19 protein-coding genes are annotated in these 20802 nt (G+C 43.4%); 9 read left to right on the top strand and 10 right to left on the bottom strand.

The features are described 5' to 3' along the window. Positions 1–45 precede the first annotated feature (45 nt). On the bottom strand, positions 46–3159 hold the full coding sequence (locus tag FLA_RS29065) for an AsmA family protein (RefSeq protein WP_076376964.1): 3114 nt from the start codon (positions 3157–3159) through the stop codon (positions 46–48). Between the two features lie 28 nt (positions 3160–3187). Beyond that, entirely contained in the window at positions 3188–3931 is a 744-nt protein-coding gene (locus FLA_RS29060; protein WP_076376962.1) for an LOG family protein, read from the bottom strand. Between the two features lie 77 nt (positions 3932–4008). Between FLA_RS29060 and FLA_RS29055 the strand changes: the two genes are divergently transcribed. From FLA_RS29055 to FLA_RS29040, 4 genes are all read left to right on the top strand, one after another. Then, complete coding sequence (locus tag FLA_RS29055; RefSeq protein WP_076376960.1) at positions 4009–4773, top strand: exodeoxyribonuclease III; 765 nt, start codon at positions 4009–4011, stop codon at positions 4771–4773. An 8-nt stretch (positions 4774–4781) separates the two neighbouring features. After that, positions 4782–5087 carry a DUF4286 family protein gene (locus tag FLA_RS29050; protein ID WP_076376958.1) on the top strand — a complete coding sequence of 102 codons (306 nt, stop codon included), beginning with the start codon at positions 4782–4784 and terminating at the stop codon, positions 5085–5087. Positions 5088–5380: 293 nt separating this feature from the next. Next, positions 5381–5650, top strand: a complete 270-nt coding sequence (locus FLA_RS29045) for an HU family DNA-binding protein (protein WP_076376956.1) — start codon at positions 5381–5383, stop codon at positions 5648–5650. Positions 5651–5775: 125 nt separating this feature from the next. Continuing rightward, the gene (locus tag FLA_RS29040) at positions 5776–5904 is read left to right on the top strand and encodes a 30S ribosomal protein THX (protein ID WP_076376954.1); all 129 of its coding nucleotides are present in this window, start codon (positions 5776–5778) and stop codon (positions 5902–5904) included. A gap of 95 nt (positions 5905–5999) precedes the next feature. Here FLA_RS29040 and pdxH read toward each other — a convergent pair whose 3' ends face one another. The 3 genes from pdxH to FLA_RS29025 all read right to left on the bottom strand — a co-directional run bounded on the left by pdxH (position 6000) and on the right by FLA_RS29025 (position 8516). Continuing rightward, positions 6000–6653, bottom strand: a complete 654-nt coding sequence (pdxH, locus tag FLA_RS29035) for a pyridoxamine 5'-phosphate oxidase (protein WP_231940355.1) — start codon at positions 6651–6653, stop codon at positions 6000–6002. A gap of 155 nt (positions 6654–6808) precedes the next feature. Next, positions 6809–7528: a UMP kinase gene (pyrH, locus tag FLA_RS29030; RefSeq protein ID WP_076376952.1), complete on the bottom strand. Its 720-nt coding sequence runs from the start codon at positions 7526–7528 to the stop codon at positions 6809–6811. Positions 7529–7607: 79 nt separating this feature from the next. Continuing rightward, the gene (locus tag FLA_RS29025; RefSeq protein ID WP_076376950.1) at positions 7608–8516 is read right to left on the bottom strand and encodes a bestrophin family protein; all 909 of its coding nucleotides are present in this window, start codon (positions 8514–8516) and stop codon (positions 7608–7610) included. Positions 8517–8608: 92 nt separating this feature from the next. On the opposite strand from FLA_RS29025, the gene recQ reads away from it, so the two are divergent. After that, the gene (recQ, locus tag FLA_RS29020) at positions 8609–10501 is read left to right on the top strand and encodes a DNA helicase RecQ (protein WP_076376948.1); all 1893 of its coding nucleotides are present in this window, start codon (positions 8609–8611) and stop codon (positions 10499–10501) included. A gap of 66 nt (positions 10502–10567) precedes the next feature. Here recQ and tsf read toward each other — a convergent pair whose 3' ends face one another. From tsf to rplM, 4 genes are all read right to left on the bottom strand, one after another. Next, positions 10568–11404 carry a translation elongation factor Ts gene (tsf, locus tag FLA_RS29015; protein ID WP_076376946.1) on the bottom strand — a complete coding sequence of 279 codons (837 nt, stop codon included), beginning with the start codon at positions 11402–11404 and terminating at the stop codon, positions 10568–10570. A gap of 119 nt (positions 11405–11523) precedes the next feature. After that, on the bottom strand, positions 11524–12405 hold the full coding sequence (gene rpsB / locus FLA_RS29010) for a 30S ribosomal protein S2 (protein WP_076376944.1): 882 nt from the start codon (positions 12403–12405) through the stop codon (positions 11524–11526). Between the two features lie 39 nt (positions 12406–12444). Further along, positions 12445–12834, bottom strand: a complete 390-nt coding sequence (gene rpsI / locus FLA_RS29005) for a 30S ribosomal protein S9 (protein ID WP_076376942.1) — start codon at positions 12832–12834, stop codon at positions 12445–12447. Positions 12835–12870: 36 nt separating this feature from the next. Beyond that, positions 12871–13314: a 50S ribosomal protein L13 gene (gene rplM, locus FLA_RS29000; protein ID WP_076376940.1), complete on the bottom strand. Its 444-nt coding sequence runs from the start codon at positions 13312–13314 to the stop codon at positions 12871–12873. A 310-nt stretch (positions 13315–13624) separates the two neighbouring features. Between rplM and FLA_RS28990 the strand changes: the two genes are divergently transcribed. The 3 genes from FLA_RS28990 to FLA_RS28980 all read left to right on the top strand — a co-directional run bounded on the left by FLA_RS28990 (position 13625) and on the right by FLA_RS28980 (position 19169). After that, positions 13625–14806 carry a C1 family peptidase gene (locus FLA_RS28990; protein WP_076376936.1) on the top strand — a complete coding sequence of 394 codons (1182 nt, stop codon included), beginning with the start codon at positions 13625–13627 and terminating at the stop codon, positions 14804–14806. Positions 14807–14898: 92 nt separating this feature from the next. Continuing rightward, positions 14899–16833, top strand: a complete 1935-nt coding sequence (locus FLA_RS28985; protein ID WP_076376934.1) for a transglutaminase-like domain-containing protein — start codon at positions 14899–14901, stop codon at positions 16831–16833. 32 nt (positions 16834–16865) lie between these two features. Beyond that, entirely contained in the window at positions 16866–19169 is a 2304-nt protein-coding gene (locus tag FLA_RS28980; protein WP_076376933.1) for a DUF3857 domain-containing protein, read from the top strand. A 57-nt stretch (positions 19170–19226) separates the two neighbouring features. On the opposite strand, the gene FLA_RS28975 is transcribed toward FLA_RS28980, so the two are convergent. Beyond that, positions 19227–19925, bottom strand: a complete 699-nt coding sequence (locus tag FLA_RS28975) for a YjjG family noncanonical pyrimidine nucleotidase (RefSeq protein ID WP_076376931.1) — start codon at positions 19923–19925, stop codon at positions 19227–19229. Between the two features lie 91 nt (positions 19926–20016). On the opposite strand from FLA_RS28975, the gene FLA_RS28970 reads away from it, so the two are divergent. Beyond that, positions 20017–20724 carry an SDR family oxidoreductase gene (locus tag FLA_RS28970; protein WP_076376929.1) on the top strand — a complete coding sequence of 236 codons (708 nt, stop codon included), beginning with the start codon at positions 20017–20019 and terminating at the stop codon, positions 20722–20724. The last annotated feature ends 78 nt before the right edge of the window (positions 20725–20802 follow it).

Genomic DNA, 20802 nt, shown 5'->3' with positions numbered 1-20802 from the left:
GGTACTTACAAAGCCTTCTGTAAGCACCCCTAAAGCATTGAAAATCTATTGATCGCCTTCTTCTGAAGTTTCTTCCAGCTTGTCTGAATCTTTTGCGCGGCGCAGTTTTACTTTGGGGTTTTCCTGCGTTCCGGTTACACTAAAAGGGATACCAATAATACCCAGTGGCGGTAAGCCTAAACGACCGCTCAGGTTCAGGCGTCCGTCAAAACTTACCTGGCCTTCAAAACGTGGTCGAAACCCGGCTACCCTCATTTTGGTACGCTCAATGGTGATGATATTATTGTTGATGGTAGACTTAATATCTATTTTGGAAAGGTCTGCATCTTTTAAACCTTCTCTGCCGGTGCTGCTACCTACAGCGTTCAGTAGCTTAAAGCCACGCATTTTTACCTGTTTCACACTCAGTACACCGCCACCTTTTAAAGAAGGATAGATAGGCTGCATATCGCCGTTCAGCTTTCCGCTTAATTGATAGTCGAGCGAGATAATACCCTGTGCTTTTGCAGCAGCGGTAACCATGTTTCGGAACAGCTCCACCTCTTTATACATACGCTGCACATCAAACTCACTGGCATTAATATGATAGTCAAACTCCGCCTTCTTTGGCGTAAGGCTTTTATAGTTGGCGTCCATGTTTACCTTACAGCCTGCCAGCTCAAAGCCGGCATTTTGCAGGTTAATAGCACCACTATCCACCTTTATACTAGCATTGGCATTTTTAATAATCAGGCCCTGGTATTGTACCTGCCCAACAACAGCTGCCAGGTGCAGGTTTAAATTATCCGGCACCAGTATTACCCCCGTAGAGGCAGGGGCAGGCGCACCACTACCCGCTACATTGGAAAAGGCCATCAGTTCATCCACTTTTACAAAATCGCTTTTTACATCAAACGTTCCCTGTAAAGGGGCATGGGCTTGCGTAGCATAGGCAATTACATTAGATAAATAACCATTCATGGTTAATTTAGAAGAACCATACTTGCCCTGGAAAGCATCAAACCACATCTTATCCTGATCAAAACGGAAAAGCCCGTTTTTAATCCATAACGGTTGTGGAAACAGCTCGGAATATAAAGCAATGTCACGCACTTTTAAAGTACCCTTATTGGCCAGTTTATCATAATTACCGGCGGTGGCATCACTTTGCAAGCCACGCAGCGATAAATTCGTTTGTATAAATCCTTTGAGGTTGTACCCTTTTACCGCAAACAGCTTGTACAACTTACCCACATCAATGGTTCCCTGGGAAGCAATAGCATAACGAAGGTTATCCAGGTTACGCAGGTCGGCACGGAACGAGAACGGCTGACCGGCAAACAGGAATGAAACCGGACTGATATCAATTTTCAGTGTGCGGAAGTTACCGGCACTGCTGCTGATATCTGCCTGCACCTGTATTTGCTGTAAGGGCTCGGGATAATACTTGGTTTGTATAAACCCATTCTTCAAGGTAAGATTGGCTTCAGTTACCGGGAATACTCTTTTAGCTGCCACATAATGCCCTTTGGTAGTAATATTCACAGCCAGGTCACCCTTCAGCGTCATACTATCCAGCGGATACACCTGGGCAATATCGCTTAAGTGCAATACCGATTGCAGCTTGCCTTCCATAGAGAAATCGGCTGCATTGTATAGTTTAAAAAAGCCTTTGATATAGTTGCTTAACACTTTTGCACTCAGGCTGTCTACACTGAGCGTAGTGTGCTTGTAATCGTTATCGGGACAAGAAGCATTGATAGAGAAATTAATGTCCCGGATAGCTTCTGGTACCGAGGCATATTTGATATAACCGTCTTGCAAAGAAGAGTGAAAAGTGAATTTAGGAATGCTGGTAATTACCGTATCCACCTCACGCAATCCTGTTTTTACTACACTGGTAGCATACTTACCTTCTGCCAGCAAATGCACATTGCAACGGCCTTTCATATCCAGCGGTTCAAAGCCAATGGCCTGGTCCCATTTTTCCAGGTCAATAGCGGCATTCAGCTTGGCGTATATTTCCGGTTCTTTTAAACCGTTCACTCTTACTACAGAGCTTACATAGTCTTTATCAATGTTAAAGTAGATAGAGTCCATGTTTACAAACAAGCTATCCGGCTTCATCTGCGGCACACGCGCCTGCAGGTTCAGAAACAGGTTTTTAATAGGTGCGGGCGCTTTCTTATTCGCCACATACCCATCGCGTATTTTCATGTTCAGTTCCAGGCTGGGCATCTGGTTAGATGCAGCACTGTACATACCAGCCAGGGAAGCGTTGATATCACCAAAGCCACGCACGTCTGTATTGGCCAGCCATCCCAGGTATTCAGCGGGCATGGCAGAAAAGATATCATGCAAATCGGTATTCGCTGTTTCCAGCTTAAAGTCCATATTATACCCGGTGCTTAAGATATCAAAGTGCCCTTTGAAATGAACAGGCAAAGAGTTGATCTTTAAATCGTTCTTTTCAAACAACAGCGAAAGCGAATGGGTATTGATTTTAGTAATTAAGTCGGCCTGTAGTTTTTTAGAGAGAAAGTAGTTTTGATGGTCATAAGAAAAATCTACCGAATCGGCTTCAATATGGCTATCCAGGTCAAAGATCGCTTTCTCAAAATCGCCGCTGCCAGTGTAGTTAAAGCCTTTAAAGCTCATGAGCATGGGCAGCGAAGCATCATCATAGATAATGCTGGTATTGTTAATAACAATACTTTCCATTTTAAGGGTAGCATCACTGCTGTCAGCAGGGTTACTGGTAGCCTTGTCACTTTTGGAAGCATATACATTGTAGTTGGCTTCCCCTTTTTCATTTACCAGCACATGAATATGCGCATCATCTACGAATATCTTATTAATCGTAAGCGTGCTGGAAAATATGCTGGATAAATCAAGCCCAAGCGAAACCCCTTCGGCCGAAATAAGCGTGTCTTTACTAAACGGAGCAGAACCTTTTAAAGTAAAGTCGTGCAACGTTAAAGTAAGAGAAGGAAAGTGACGGAAAAACGACAGCCTTGCTTTGGAAAAGTTCAGCTCACCCTGTATGGATTTATTGGTCCAGGTCTTTATTTTTTTAGCAATAAAGCCGGGAAATATGGCGGGTAGCAAAAAAAGCAAAGCAATGATTGCTGCTATAGCAATACCGCTCACTTTCAGTGATCGGAGCAGAAGGGATTTCATATTTGTACAGAGGTATGTATGTAATTTATTATTTTTTCTCGAACAACCACCACAGCCGGCGGCGTGTTTTTACTTTATAATTTAAGGAAAGGTATTTCGAAATATGATTAATGGCCTCGTTAATATCATCCGTTAACAACACCAGTTTCATGTCGTCGGCAGAAATAGTGCCCTTATCTGCCATATCCTGCATTACGTCCCACAATGGCTGATAATATTCTTTCCCGTATAATACGATGGGAAAGTCGTTAATTACTTTGGTTTGCACAAGCGTAAGGGTTTCAAAGAACTCATCCATAGTGCCAAAGCCGCCAGGCATGATGACAAAAGCATAAGAGTACTTCACCAGCAACACTTTACGCACAAAAAAGAACTTCATATCAATGGCCCTGTGCAAATAGGGGTTGGCATGTTGCTCGTGGGGTAATATAATATTGCAACCTACCGACATTCCATTGTTTTCATAAGCGCCTTTGTTGGCCGCTTCCATAATACCCGGTCCGCCGCCCGTCATAGTAACCAGCCCCAGGCCGGCAATACGTTTCCCAAACTCCACGGCAGCTTCGTAATAAGGATGTCCGCTTTTAAAACGCGCCGATCCAAACACCGTTACACAAGGCCCCAGAAAATGCAGCTTGCGAAAGCCTTTTATAAACTCAGTAAACACCTGCCAGGCAAAACCGAGTTCATAAATTCGGGGTTTAGGTCCATCGAGGTAAGCATTCATTGTACCCGCAGGAATAATGCGGTCTGTCTCCTTTATTGCGTCCATTCAAAGTGGCTTTTTTGTACCACCCCGCAAGTTAATTATAACTGTTGTATTACTTTGCACTATCAATTGAGAATCACATGCGTATTATTTCCTATAACGTTAATGGCATCAGAAGCGCCATTACCAAAGGGTTTATCGACTGGCTGAAAACCGATCCTGCCGACATTATATGTGTGCAGGAAACCAAAGCGCATAAAGAGAACGTGAACTATGCCGCTATTGAAGAGCTGGGCTACAGCACCTACTGGTTCAGTGCTGATAAGAAAGGATACAGCGGTGTGGCCATTTTCACCCGTATACATCCCGATGAAGTGTTTTTTGGCAATGGCATTATGCAAAGCGATGCAGAAGGACGGGTAATACGCCTGGACTTTGGAGATATTACGGTGGTAAACGCGTATTTCCCCTCGGGCACCAGCGGTGATCTGCGCCAGACGTATAAATACCAGTGGCTGGACGAGTTTTACGAATACCTGGATGTGTTAAAGCGTACCCGCCCCAACCTGGTAGTGGTAGGCGATTACAATATTGCACATAAAGACATCGATATTCACGATCCCAAGGGCAATAAAAAGTCATCGGGCTTTTTACCGGAAGAAAAGGCCTGGATGGACAAGCTGTATTCCAACGGCTTTGTAGACACCTTACGTGAGTTTCATACTGAGCCACACCTGTATAGCTGGTGGAGCCAGCGTTTCCCGTCTGTGCGCCTGCAAAACAAAGGCTGGCGTATTGATTACATCAGCGTTACCACGCCTTTGCAAAGCCGGTTAAAAGGGGCGGAGATTTATCCGGATGTAAAGCACAGCGACCATTGCCCTGTTTTTGTGGAATTAAACTAAACGTACCCATGCTTATTTATAACGTTACAACCAAAGTAGACTGGCTGGTACACGATAACTGGCTAAAATGGATGCAGGAAGAACACATTCCGGCAGTAATGGCCACCGGATGCTTTGAAAAGCACCAACTGGTGCGCCTGCTGGATACCGACGAAACTGAGGGTGTTACCTATGCCGTGCAGTATTATGCTAATGGAAATGTAAGTTATAACAGGTATATAGACCTGTACCAGCCTGCATTTCGCGAGGAAGCGGTAGATAAGTGGAAGGCCCGGGTTATTTCGTTTCATACCCTGATGCAGGTTGTGAATTGAATGTGGAAATCTTAATTCTAGTGGTTTTCTCATTCGGCAAAGTGTTGTATATTACCCAAACCCGCCACAGCACTGCATTAGCAGGGATAAAAGGCTGTAAGGCTTTACAGCATTGCCTTTCAGAAAACCTACACCAGTTCTAACGGGCGTCCGGCAACCGTTAGGCTGCTAAAATGCAGGGCCGATGCGGCCTTCAGGCTGTTGTAAAAGTGTGAAGGTTGCCTAAAAAAATTTTGCCGGTATGTAAAAGCCAATAAATTTGTTTCAGTAAATCACAACTTAAAACATACACTATGAACAAAGCTGAATTGGTTGCAAAACTGGCCGAAGATGCAGGTATCACTAAAACACAGGCAAATGCGACTATCGATTCTTTCGTAGAAGCAGTAACTAAAACCCTGAAAGGTGGTGGTAAAGTTACCCTGGTTGGTTTCGGTACCTTCTCTGTGTCTAAGCGTGCAGCCCGTACAGGTCGCAACCCTCAAACTGGCGAAGTGATTAAAATAAAGGCTAAAAAAGTAGCCCGCTTTAAAGCTGGTAAAGAGCTTTCTGCGAAAATCTAATGGTATAATTGCAAAAAGAACTTGCTAAAGCAGAAGAATAGCTTATTCTTCTGCTTTTTTATTGTCTAAAATTTACGAATTTCGCGGTTCGTCGTTTATTTTGTAACCACTAAAAACTTTTTAAAATGGGTAGAGGCGATAAAAAAACCAAAAAAGGCAAGATTTTCAAAGGTTCTTATGGCAAAAGCCGTAATTCAAGACCTACTAGCTCCAGCGCTAAAAGAGCAGCGGCAGCTAAATTACAAGTAGCTTAATCAGCATATGTTGATATGATGAATGATGTCTGATATAGAGTACAGTAACCTGTTTTTACATATCAGACATCACAAAGTCATATTCCCTCCTTTATTTAAGGCGCCAGCCTTTCTATTTTCCAGCTGTTATTATCCAGAAGCGCATATTGAATTCTATCGTGTAAACGACTGCTTCTTCCCTGCCAGAACTCTATCATCACAGGTTGTACCACGTAGCCACCCCAATGCCCGGGACGCGGAATAAAGGCATCACCGGCAAACTGTGCCGTATTCACTGCCACAATCTGCTCCAACACCTCACGATTGGCCAATACCTGGCTTTGCGGCGATGATAAGGCGCCAATGCGACTACCGGCAGGGCGCGATTGAAAATAGGCGTCACTATCCTCTTTACTTACCTTTTTCACAATACCGTTAATACGCACCTGGCGTTGCAATTCGCGCCAGAAAAACACCAGCTCGGCACGTGGGTTGGCGGCCAGTTCCCGGCCTTTAGCGCTGTTATAATTGGTAAAGAACACAAAGCCATTTTCGTCAAAGCTTTTCAGCAATACGATGCGGGCCGAAGGAATACCGTCCGGCGAAGCGGTAGCCAGCGTCATCGCATTTACCTCGTCCAGGTGACTGTCTATAGCCTCTTTCCACCAGGCATCAAACTGCGTAATGGGGTCTTTGGCCACTTCCTTCTCATCAAGGGTTTTAAGGCTATAATCAGTGCGTATGTCTGCAATTGCTTTTTGTATAGACATAGGTATATGGTTTAAGAGTTCAAACCTACAGCAAAAAACGGAATGGAAGAATGACATACGTCATATGCCACGGCAAAGGTCAATAGCTTGAAAAACAAAGCCGTAAACAGTGTGCTACCACTGTTTACGGCCTGTAAGAAGATTATATTCAATGGTTATTTTACCAATGTACCAATGCCACTGCCTTCTACCACTTTTAACAGGCTGCCCGGCTTGTTCATATCAAAAACAATAATAGGCAGTTTGTTTTCCATGCAAAGGGTGAAAGCGGTCATATCCATTACTTTCAGATTTTTGCTGATGCACTCCTGGTAAGAGATTTCATCGTAACGGGTAGCAGTAGGATCTTTTTCCGGATCGGCAGTATAAATACCATCTACACGGGTGCCTTTTAAAATAACATCAGCCTGTATTTCAATAGCACGCAATGAACCGGCAGTATCGGTAGTGAAATAAGGGTTACCGGTACCGGCACCAAATATCACTACACGGCCTTTTTCCAGGTGACGCATAGCGCGACGGCGCACATAAGGCTCGGCAATCTGCTCCATTTTAATGGCGCTTTGCAGCCTGGTGAACACACCAATTTTTTCCAGCATCGCCTGCATAGCCATCGCGTTGATCATAGTAGCCAGCATGCCCATATAATCGCCATGCGCCCTTTCAATACCAGAGTCATGCTCGTTCATTCCCCTGTAGATATTACCACCGCCAATAACCAGCGCTACCTGAACGCCCAGATCGGTAACTCTTTTAATGTCGTTGGCATATTGCTCAATTATCTGGGGATTAAAAGGGTCAAAACCATTCTTTGACTCGCCCATCAGGGCTTCTCCCGACAATTTAAGCAGGATACGTTTATATTTCGGTAACATGTATAGAGGAATTTGTGGGTGCAAATAACCTGAATTTTTCCGCAAATGCCAAATCGTTCCCCTCCCTTACATCCGCGGTTTACATTACATATTCACCATTAATAGGCCTTACAGGCTGTGGAATTTCTTTTTCGCCCATCATTTCCAGCAGGTTTATTTCTATGGTACGGCTTATCTGGTTCATAGAAATGCTGGTGGTAAGTGTGCTGAAAGGGTCCATCAATGCCTGCCCGTTGTAATGGGTAATATGAAACACCGAGCCTACAATGCTGCCCATGATAATAGACCATGGCCCTATTGACTGTGAACACACCATCGTAATCATCACCGTAAACAGCAGTATAAACAGCCGGGTAAAGAAAATATAAATGGTAGGAAATACCGTGTTTTTGATGCGTTCGGCCTGCCCCATACTGTCGCTGAACTTCACTAACAGTTGGTTCATCTCCATAAACCGGAATCCATCCAGGTAGCCTTCCTGCGACAGCATTTCCAGGTCGCGACTTTGCAACATTAATATAGCGTTGTGCATGTTGGAATGGCTTTCTACCAACGCCAGCTCCTGCTCATCCAGGTATTTGCGGTACCCGGTGTCATTCTGCGGCCGCAGTGCTGTTTTCAAAGCATATACAAAGGCGATATGCCTTTTTACCATACGTTGCTTCAGTGCTTCTGCGTCTGTATCATCTTCTTTCGGCACCACATAGCACAGTATGCTTCTGGCCCACGAACGTGAGTCGTTTACAATAGCGCCCCATATTTTGCGCGCTTCCCACCAACGGTCGTAAGCCTGGTTGTTATTAAAGCCTACAAAAAATGCAATAGCCGGCCCCAGCACGGTGGGGATAATAGGAGGTAGTATGAAAAATCGTTCTATTATATAGGTATCTGCATAGTATGCTATTACACACGATAACAGGATAATAAGGTCTACCTTCCAGGTATATTGCAGTACACGTGTAAATCTAAAGCTGGGCGAAATAGTCATAATCAGTGGCGTTTTCCGTCCATTACCTGCAAATAATCGTGCCGATATTATGTTATCTTCACTGTTCTTACCAGTTAGAATAATGATGTTGCATGAAAGACACAGGCAATAGTTCGGAGAGATTGTTACAGTTATTAAAAGAACATTTTGGCTTTACGGCCTTCCGGCATAACCAGCAGGCTATTATTGAAACCATTTTATCGGGCAAAGATTCGATGGTGCTGATGCCTACAGGCGGTGGAAAATCGGTTTGTTACCAGATACCCGCCTTAGCATTGGAGGGGCTTACTGTGGTGGTTTCGCCCCTGATTGCATTGATGAAAGACCAGGTGGATGCATTGCACCAGAATGGTATTGAAGCAGCCTATCTGAATTCTACCCTGTCTAACTACGAGCAACAGGATATACTGGATCGTTTGCCCCTGAAAAATAAGCCGGCCTTAAAAAGCCAGTTAAAGCTTTTATACATTTCACCGGAACGCTTATTGGGCGAACGCAATTTTTTAAATCATCTGAAAGAGAAGGTGCAGGTGGCATTGTTTGCCATTGACGAAGCACACTGTATTAGCGATTGGGGTCACGATTTCAGGCCCGAATACCTGATGCTGGGCAACCTGAAACAACAGTTTCCGGAAACACCCATTATTGCACTTACCGCAACCGCTGATACCAATACCCGTAACGACATTATTAAAAAGCTGCAGTTAACCCACTATGCCACTTTTGAAAATTCGTTTAACAGGCCTAATATCAGCTACACTATTAAGCCGCGTAAAAACCATTTTGACCATCTGTGTCAATATCTGAAAGAACGCCGTAACGAAGCAGGTATTATCTACTGTCTCTCACGCAACAGCACCGAAACGCTTGCCGAAAAGCTGCGGGAACAAGGCTTTGACGCCATTGCCTATCATGCAGGGTTAGAAAAGCAGGTACGGGAAGAAAGGCAGGACCTGTTTTTAAAAGACGAGGTGAAGATTATTGTGGCCACCATTGCCTTTGGTATGGGCATTAACAAAAGCAACGTGCGTTATGTAATACATATCGACATGCCTAAGAACCTGGAAGGGTATTACCAGGAAACCGGTCGTGCCGGGCGCGATGGGCTGGCCAGCGAAGCATTGTTGTATTACACCGGTGCAGATGTAATTAAGCTTACCAATATGGTACAGGTAGAAGGCAACGAAGAACAATCGCGCCTGATGCTGAAAAAGCTGAAACAGATGGCCGAATTCTGCGAGCTGCATACCTGCCGCCGCAAATACCTGCTCAACTATTTTAGTGAATATACCGGCAATTACTGTGGCAATTGTGATGTGTGCCTGAGCGACCAGGTGAAAAGCGATATGACCATTGCCGGTCAAAAGATACTAAGCGCTGTAAGCCGGCTGGAAGAACGCTTTGGGTTGAACTATGTTATAGACTTTTTACGTGGCAGCGACGCCATTAAAGGTATGCACCGCGGGCTTAAAACCTATGGTGCAGGTAAAGAGTACAGCAAAGACCAGTGGCGTTCTTTTATGAAAGAGATGATACAACTGGGCTACCTGAAACAAACAGATGGCCAATACCCTATACTACAACTTACCGAAGAAAGTAAGCCTGTATTAAAAGGGGAAGCGGTGTTGATGCTGACAGTACTTACCAAAGCGCCGGAAACCAAAACCAAACCTGTTGCCACGAAGGGTGTTGCCGCATCCATGCCTGCCATAGAACAGGACCTGTTTGATGCATTGAAGGCTTTGCGTAAACAAATTGCCACCAGCGAAAACGTGCCGCCTTATATTATTTTCTCCGATGCTACTTTAAGTGAACTGGCCAGCTATTTGCCTATTACGCTTAGCGATATCTCCAAAATAAACGGATTTGGGGAAGTGAAGATGGCTAAGTATGGCGAGCCGTTTTTAGAAATGGTGCAGGACTATTGTATCAACCACCAGCTATACACCCGCATACAACACAAGCAGGATAAACGTAAGAGATAATACCACTAAAAAGCCCGGCAGCATATGCTACCGGGCCTGTATATTGTTAGTATGTTATCTTAGATATTAACCTAAAGCAACACGTTTGAAAGACAGAACTTTAACGTCGCCGCTGCTTTTCAGGAATTCAGCAACAGTTTTGCCACCGTCTTTAACAAAAGGCTGAGCTAATAAAGTTTGCTCTTTGAAGAAAGCATTCAGTTTACCATCAGCAATTTTAGCGATCATTTCAGCAGGTTTGCCCGCCATTTTAGGATCAGCAGAAATTTGCTCGGTAACGATAGCTCTCTCGCGTTCTACTGCTTCAGCAGGTACGCTTTCAGGATCAACTGCAACCGGGTTCATAGCAGCAATTTGCATAGCTACGTCTTTACCAGCTTCAGCAGATTCTTTATCTAAAGCTACCAGTACGCCCATACGGTTTGCACCGTGGATGTAAGAGGCAACATAAGGAGCTTCTACTCTTTCAAAACGGCTAACACCGATTTTTTCACCGATAGCAGCCAGTTTATCATTGATCAGATCTGAAATTTTAGCACCGTTGATGCTTACTTCGTTCAGTTCTTCTGCGCTTTTTACGTCGTTAGCAATAGCTGCATCAGCAATGCTTTGAGCAAAAGCAACGAAGTCCGCGTTTTTAGATACGAAGTCAGTTTCGCAGCTAATACACAGAACAATACCAGTTTTGTTGTCAGCGGTAGTTTTAGCCAGGACCACACCTTCTTTCGCTTCACGGTCGCTGCGTTTAGCAGCAACTTTCTGTCCTTGCTTACGTAACCAGTCAATAGCAGCTTCAAAGTCACCATTGGTTTCGGTTAACGCTTTGCGGCAATCCATCATACCGGCGCCGGTAGCCTGACGCAGTTTGTTAATATCAGCGGCTGTAATTGATACAGTTGACATAGTATTCTTTTATGATTTTAATGGTGAATGTTGAATTTTAAATGCATTGTCTAATATAGACGCTTCATTTAAAACCCAACATTCATCCTTACGATTTAACTATTTGGAAATGTTGACGACTAGCGTGGACCGCCAGTGCTTGGACCACCCGGACGACGGCTTGCACCACCTGGTACACGACGTTTAGCAGGAGCACCACCACGAACTTTACCACCACGTGCAGCTTCAGCTTCTGCTTCTGCCTGGATACGTGCTGCTTTCTTTTCGTTTTCGTTATCTACTTCTTCCACATCATCATCTTTAGCAGCCTGACGCTCAGCTAAACCTTCTGCAATAGCAGCAGTGATGTAGTTAGTGATGATAGCGATAGATTTAGTAGCATCATCGTTTGAAGGAATAGCGAAGTCAACTTTGTTAGGATCACAGTTGGTATCAACCATACCAAAAGTGGTGATGCCTAAACGCTTAGCTTCAGCTAATGCGATATGCTCGTGCCCGATATCAACCAGGAATAAAGCTGCAGGCAGACGACCCAGCTGGGCAATACCACCTAATACTTTTTCCATTTTGTCTTTATCGCGGGTTAATGTTAAACGCTCTTTCTTAGTTAAGCTTTCTGCGCTACCATCAGCCAGCATTTTTTCAATGCTCTGCATTTTCTTCACGCTCTTACGAACAGTGTTGAAGTTAGTAAGCATACCACCTAACCAACGCTCAGTAGCAAAAGGCATGTTAACGCGTTTAGCGCATTCGCTAACGATTTCTTTAGCCTGTTTTTTAGTTGCTACGAACATGATCTTTTTACCGCTTTTAGCAATTTGCTTTAACGCAGCTGCAGTTTCCTGCAGATGGTCAACGGTTTTGTTCAGATCTATAATATGGATGCCTTTCTTTTCTGCAAAGATGTAAGGCAACATTTTAGGATTCCACTTCTTACGCAGGTGTCCAAAATGCACGCCGGCTTCGAGTAATTGCTGTTGCAATGAAGTGTTATTTTCCATTGTACTAATTTGTAAAGTTTGATGATAAGATTGTGAATATTAACGCTTGCTGAACTGGTAGCTACGACGGGCTTTCTTATGACCGAATTTCTTACGTTCAACACCACGTGGGTCGCGTTTCAGGTAACCAGCTACTTTTAAAGCAGGGCGAAACTCAGGGTTGATTTCCAGCAGAACGCGGGCAACACCCAGTTTAGCAGCTTCGGCCTGACCTTTTAAGCCACCGCCAGTTGCGTTTATCTTCACATCAAATTTATCTAAAGACTCGATAGCCTTTAAAGGCGCTTCTACCTGATTTTGCAGGTATACCAGCGGAAAGTAAACTTTGTAATCTTTATCGTTAACAGTGATCTTACCTTCGCCCTTAGTAATGAAAACACGGGTTACGGCTTCTTTACGACGACCAACTGCATTCTTTTGCTTTTCCATTTATAACTATTTGGAATTTGAAATTTGGATTGGTGATTAGAACTTAAGTTCTTTAGGTTGCTGTGCAGTGTGCGGGTGCTGAGTACCAGCGTACACGAATAATTTCTTGATCATTTTGCGACCCAGACGGTTTTTAGGTAACATACCTTTTACAGCACGCTCAATAATAACCTCAGGACGACGCTTGATCAGATCTTTTGCTGCTTCCTCTTTTTTACCACCAGGATAACCGGAGTAGTTGATGTAGGTTTTGTCTTCGAACTTGTTGCCGGAGAAAACCACTTTGTCAGCGTTAATAAAAATTACATAATCACCGGTATCAACGTGTGGAGTGTAAGAAGCCTTGTTCTTGCCGCGCAGAACAGAAGCGATTCTTGAACACACACGCCCTACGGTTTGATTAGTACCGTCTACAACGTACCAATTGCGTTGTACGGTAGCCGCATTTGCATGCTTGGTTGTGAAATGAAGTTTGCTCATTTTTTGTATTTTTTTATAATCCCACCCAACGCTAACCCGTCAGGCACCCCAAAAAATTCGGGAGTGCAAAGGTAACAGCACAAAACGGTTTTTTATTCCTTTTGCCAACTATTTTACAACACACCCTTGCAACTCGCTGATTTTCAATAATATTTTTGAACATATTTTTAATAAAACACATCAAACCGGCATAAAATAAGGCCTTTTTAACATTTTTTAGGCTGCAACACAATGCCGTGGCACTTTTTGTAATACCCATTCCCCCTAACTTAGCTCCCTTAATTTTTTGAAAACGAAGTACAAGTATTTTATGAACAAAAAGTATGTGGTGCTGCTGGCCATGCTTCCGCTAGGTAGCATTATGGCGCAGGACAACCTGGTAAACTCGCTGAATGCCAACAAAAGCGATGCTTCTAAAGAAAAGTTCACTTTCACGCCTGTTATTAACATAGAAACTACTTCTATTAAAAATCAGGGCAGCAGCGGAACCTGCTGGAGCTACTCCGGCAATTCTTTCCTGGAAACAGAAATGCTGAAAAAAGGAAAAACACCTGTTGACATTGCTGAAATATATACCGCACGCTGCGTATACATCGAGAAAGCAAAAAACTATGTGCGCATGCACGGTTCTGTTAGCTGGGGAGATGGTGGCGAACTGCACGACGTAGTGAACATTTATGCTAAATACGGCGCTTTACCACAAAGCGTATACAACGGCTTAAACTATGGTACTGCTGTAAACAAGTTTTCAGAAATGCAGGATGCTTTAAAAGGCATGCTGGATGGTATTATTAAAAATGCCAACGGCAAATTAACCCCAAACTGGATTGTTGCTTTTACCGCAGCTTTAGACGCCTACCTGGGTACTGTGCCTGAAAAATTCGATTACAACGGCAAGTCTTATACTCCACAAACCTTTGCTAAAGAAGTAGTTGGATTAAATGCAGCTGATTATATTGAAATGACTTCTTTAAACGATCAGCCTTTTTATCAGAAAGTATTCTTACCGGTTCCTGACAACTGGAGCTTTGACCAGGCTTATAACGTTCAAATGGACGACATGACCAACGTTATTGACAATGCCCTGAAAAATGGCTATAGTGTAGGTTGGGCTACCGATGTAAGCGAAAAATACTTCAGCTGGAGAAACGGTGTAGCGTATGTGCCTGAGAAAGATTTTGAAGACATGAACGACGCTGAAAAAAGAGATATGTTCAGCGGTCCTAAGCCGGAAAGAACTATTACTCCTGCTATGCGTCAGCTGGCTTTTGACAACTTCTCTACCACCGACGACCATGGTATGCAGATTGTAGGCCTGGCAAAAGACCAAACCGGCCGTGAATACTACATTGTGAAAAACTCATGGGGCGAAAGCAACGATTACAAAGGCTATTTATACGTAACCAAAAACTTTGTGAAGTTTAAAACCACCGGTTTACTGCTGAACAAAGAAGGTTTACCTAAAGATATCCGCAGCAAACTGAAAGCATAATCAGCATTTAATTTTTCTGATATATATCGCTAAAAAGGGGCTTATGGCCCCTTTTTTAATTATGTTTGTTCCGGACCCCTAAATCACCAAGAATGAAAAAGCCAACGTTGTTGTTAGGTTGCCTATGGATATGTGCAACCGCCTTCGGCCAATATCAAACCTCAGATGGCGAAGGAGTATTAGCAGCCTCTTACCTTAAAAAACTAGACAAAAAAGCCCGTTTCGGCGCTTCAGACATCAAAAAAGAAATCACTTTCAGTACCGGCAAAGGGCTTAACGGTCAGCCAGTTACCACAGCGGAAGAAAAAGGCGTGGTAGAAATGGTGGCCATGGACAACAAAGTTCCTATGGGCTACCTGATTGCCGACAACGAGTTTCGTAAACTGGATGATTACGATTTTGAGATTTTTTACAAAACCGGCTTTAAAAGCCAGAAGTACCCGCCCGAAAAAGTATCGTTAACAGATGAAAGCATTTACTTAGACGACAACTTTGGTTTGTGGTATGGCTTTAGGGCAGAAGAATCGGGCCAGCGCAGCCGCTTTAAATTCACCAGCACCTTTAAAGATGCAAAGTACCTGAGCCGCGTTTTCTTTCATGAAAGCTTCCCGGTAAAAAGTTCTACTATCAGCTTTAAAGTACCTGATTGGCTGCAACTGGAAATAACCGAGAAAAACTTTGCCGGTTACACCTTTAAAAAGGGCACTAAAAAAGAAAAGGGCTTTACTACGTACACCTACACCGCCGATAACTTATCCGGCATGAAACACGAAGCCCATTCTCTCGCATCTCCTTATTACTTACCACACCTGATTATTACTGTACGCAGCTTTAACATCAACAAAAAAGACTACAACGGCTTTAAAGGGCCTGACGATATGTATGCGTGGTATAACTACTTATACAAAAAAGCAGATAACCAGGCCGAAAGCATTAAACCGGTAGTACAGCAACTGACCCAGGGAAAAAGCACCGATGAGGAGAAGATTAAATCTATCTATTACTGGGTACAGGACAACATTCGCTATATCGCTTTTGAAGAAGGGTATGCAGGTTTTATTCCACAAACCATACAGGAAGTATATAAAAACAAATACGGCGATTGTAAAGGCATGGCCAACCTCTTATCAGCCATGCTGAAAGAGGCTGGCTTTGATGCACACTTCTCATGGATAGGCACCCGTGAAATACCTTACGACCGCACAGAGGTGCAATCGGTTTGTGTAGACAACCACGCTATTTGTGTGCTGTATCATAATGGCAGTACCTACTTTTTAGATGGCACCGAAAAATACCAACCACTGGGCAGAAATGCTTACCGCATACAAGGTAAAAAAGTGCTGGTAGAATATGGCGACACCTACAAAATTGAAACCGTACCAGAAGCCAGGGCAGGTGAAAACACACAATACACCACAGCCGCACTGGTGCTGCAGGAAGATAAAATAAGCGGGCATGTGAAAGTATCTTTTGAAGGAGCTACCAGCAGCCTGTTCCATTACATTTATAACAGCATACCCACTAACAGGCGTAAAGATTTTATCAATAGCCTGCTGCAGTTCAATAATAAAAATGCCGAAGTAACCAACATACGAACTTCCGATTTTAAAAGCCGTGATTCGGCCATTGTTATTGAAGGCGATGTAGATTTATCAGAGCAGGTTACTGTGGTAGAAAACAGGTATTATACCAATATCGATTTCTTCCCCGGCACCATTACCCGCTTTATACCGGAAGATTCGCGCAAAACACCCATTGATATAAACGAAGTGTACACTTCTTCTGATGAAATAACACTGGAGTTACCAGCTAATGGCAAGCCTATTTCACTGCCTAAAAGCTTTACCAGCGAGTTTTTACAAAATACCATGCAAGCCAGCTATACCGCACGCGATAACAAAATTATCCTACGCAAAACAATGGTGATTAACAGCCCGGTAATTAACAGAAGTGATTTTGACAACTGGAAAAATTTCTTAAACAAGATAAAAGCCTTTAATAAAAGCAACTTATCTGTTCAATTGTAATGCACCTTGTTATTCACCCCCAACCTCATTTCATGAAACGCATTCTATATAGTTTACTGGTATTCATGGTAGCCCACTCTACCATCCATGCACAACAACGTATTACCGCCAGGGAACTGGAAACCCTGGAAAAAAACAATAAGGCAGTAAAACTGCTGGAAGAAACGGATGAAGATTTTAAAGACGTTGCCAGCACCTCAAAATGGCCGGAAGAAAGCGCCGTGATACTGGCGCAAAAAACCAGCTTTGACTTTGATAAAAAAGGCCTGAGCGCAGGCAAGCGCATTGGCCGTAACATATGGGGTGCATTACTGGCGCCTATTACCTTTGGCACCTCTATTTACTACGCCAATGCCAATAATGAAACCAGCATACTGGTGCAGGAAACCGAGCGTCGTAAAATTTTATTGCAGGACAAATATGCAGTAGAAAACTACTCCATATTATACTTTCGTTTATCCGCCGAAGGCGATGCTTTTACTGCACGTATTATCAAAAAAGACGGCACACAAACGCCTGTTGACTTAACCGATGCAGTGAAAGTAGAAAACAACGCTTCTGTTCCTTCTTTATTCACCAGCTACACCGATGCCAAAAGCAGTTCAGGATATCGCCCTACCTTTTACAAAGTGGCCATACCTGATATGGAAGAAGGCGACATTGTAGAATATGAGTACGTAAACTTTAACACCCGGAAGTATAACCAAAACCCGGATTATAAAGAGTTTGAGCCTATTTATTATTTGTGTAACAGGCCCCTGCCTGTAGTAAAGCAGGTATTGGAAGTAGTTACTGAAGACGATAAATACTATGTAAGCTATAAAAGCCTGAAAGGAGCACCGGACTTCACCTCTACCAATACCAACGGAAATAAAGTATACAGATGGGTGGATAATAACCGCGAAACAGTAAGCCGCACACGGTATGTAAACAAATTAATAGAACTGCCTTCCGTTAAGTTCCAGGTAGTGTATGCCCGCAACAACAGTAAAAACCTGGTGTGGTTTAAAGATAATGAAGACCCTAAAAGCAATATCACGCTGGAGCAACTGTCGGAAAAAGCCAAAACCTTCTGGTTTAACCCCGGCAAATTAAGAACCACCGGAGAATATACAGATGGCCTGAAAGCGGGTTTTGACGAAACTGCAAAAGGCATTTATAAAGCCATGCGCAAAAAAGATATCACCAACGGCTCGGAAGACGAGTTTATACGCAAAGCCTATTATACCGTGCGCTCTCAAACCTTATACAGCAATTGGAGCGATTTTGGTTTTGCTAAAATTTACTCGGCCTTGTTAGCAGAAAAAGGCATCGCACACGAAATAATAGTAACCACTTCCAACACGGAATCTACTATTGAATCGGCTTCCTTTGCACAGGAGCTGAAATGGCTGATACGCTGCAAAAACAAGTATTACGCAAACCCCGATGAACACCGCAACCCGGAAGAACTGCCCGAAGAGGTATGTGGTAATCCGTCTGTTCGCTTCAACGCACTGGACGAAAAAACAAAACCTGTTACAGAACCATTACCCGCTACAGATACACTGCTTAACACCTTGAACGCACAGGTGAAAGTGAATGTAACCCCCTCTACCAACAGCTACCTGCTGGCAATAGATAAAACAGTAGAAGCACAAGGATTGATTAAAGAAAACCTGATGGATGAAGTGCTGGCCTACACGCCCTTTATGGAATCGGATTTTCGCAACTATGATGGCACCGGCATGTGGGAAGGCCTGAATGAACAAATGGAAACCAAAGCCATTAGCGAATTTGCCCAGCAAAAAAAAGAATGGAGCGAAGAGAAACCTAAAATGATGAAGTCTATTGCAGAAGATTACTACAATGTAACAGTAGCAGACTACTCAGGTTTTAAACTGATCCAGGACGGACGCAGCTATAAAAAAAGCACGCTCAAATACAATGAAACGCTGACATTAGATGATGCAGTAAATACCGTAGGAGAAGATCTGCTGGTTTCCTTACCTGCACTGGCAGGCGGTGGCAACCAAATAAAACTGAAAAAGGATGACGTTGCCCGTACCTATCCCGTGTATATAGATTATGCCCGCACTTTGAACTACCGCATTATTTGCCCTATACCAGCTGGCTATACTGCACGTGGAGTAGAAAGCCTTACTAAAGAAGTAAGAAATGAAGCCGGTTCGTTTGTAACCAAAGGACGCATTGATGAAAATAAAAACGTGGTAATTGAAGTAAGGAAAACATTCAGCAAAAGCCAGTTGCCTGCGCAGGAATGGCCACTGATGATGGAGCTGCTGAAAGCCTCTTATGCATTTTCAAGATCCAAAATCCTGTTTAGTAAAAACTAAGACTGGTAAGATAAAAGAAAAGCCGGTGGCGTGTTGAAACGTCACCGGCTTTTTTATTTACAATATGGTTTCCAGTTCCTGCAAATGCAGGATGGTATAAGTAGGTTGTATATGGGCCTGCACATTCAGATGATTTACAAACACCGTGTCTAATCCTGCATTCATGCCCCCCTGTATATCTGCATCCAGGTTATCGCCTATCATAATGCTCTCCCTTACTGTTGCCCCTGTAGCTTGTAAGGCAAACTCAAAAATGGCTTTATTAGGCTTTAAGCTATTGCTCTTTTGAGAAGTGATCACCTCTTCAAAAAAATGAGTAAGGTTGCTGCTGGCTAACTTGCAATGTTGCACTTCATCAAACCCGTTGGTGATAAGATGCATGCGATAACCTTTATTACGCAGGTAGTTGAGGATTTCTACCGTATAGGGAAACAGGTTTTTGCGATAGGGAAGCCTGTCGAGAAATTGAACAGACATATCTTTTGACAAAGCTTCATCACCTATTTTAAAGTCCAGCAGGGTAAACCACATTCTTTTCCAGCGAAGCTCTTCCTGTTTAATATATCCTTTGGTATACCTGTCCCACAGGCGGTTATTGTGATGGCTATATTGTTGAAAGAACAGGTTAAAATCATGTACACCTTTTGCTTCCAGGGCGTTGATAGCATACAATTCAGACAACGTTTCTTTGGCATTGGTTTCAAAATCCCACAACGTATGATCCAGATCGAAGAATAAATGTGTGTATGTTGCCATGGTGTAAAATTACTTCATACCACCCACTTACCCGGTTTGTACGATATTTGTTACCTAAAAATTCACATTTCATACCGTAAAAAACGCTCGCATGAATATTGTAATTACCGGTGCTTCAAAAGGATTAGGAAGAGCTATTGCTGAAAAATTTGGAGAAGACAAGCAGGGACATGGCCTTTTTTTATGCGCCCGTAACAGTGAGCAACTAAGAGCATTTGCATTGGAATTACAAGGCCGTTTTCCACGCACCAATGTACAGTACTTTGTATGCGACATGAGCAAACAGGAAGAAGTGCAGGCATTTGCCAACTGGTTTTTAGCTTTTAACGTTAAGCTGGATGTGCTGGTGAACAATGCCGGCCAGTTTATACCCGGCAGTGTGCATAACGAAGCAGCAGGGGCCTTGGAAAAAATGATAGAAGTGAATTTATACAGCGCCTACCACCTTACCCGCGCTGTGTTACCTCATATGATGGAAGCCCGCAGTGGCCACATATTCAACATGTGTTCTATAGCTTCTTTACAAGCGTATAGCAATGGGGGAGCCTACAGCATCAGTAAATTTGCCCTGGCTGGATTTTCTAAAAACCTGCGGGAAGAAATGAAACCCTATAATATCAAAGTTACCTCGGTATATCCCGGCGCTTCCTACACCGATTCGTGGAGTGGTTCGGGCATAGATCCTAAACGCATTATGGAAGCAGGAGATGTTGCCGCTATGATATATGCAGCTTCTTACTTATCGCCGCAGGCATGTATGGAAGAAATTATACTACGTCCCCAACTGGGCGATCTGTAAAAGAGTATTCCCAAGCGTTTGGAACCGCTTATTATAATACAGGCAGCGCAAAACATAGGTTATATAAAAAACAGTTCC

Origin of the sequence: Filimonas lacunae (assembly GCF_002355595.1) — a bacterium.
GTDB classification, from domain to species: domain Bacteria; phylum Bacteroidota; class Bacteroidia; order Chitinophagales; family Chitinophagaceae; genus Filimonas; species Filimonas lacunae.
The sequence above is the reverse complement of the archived record's forward strand: the minus strand, read 5'-3'. Positions and strand labels throughout refer to the sequence as shown.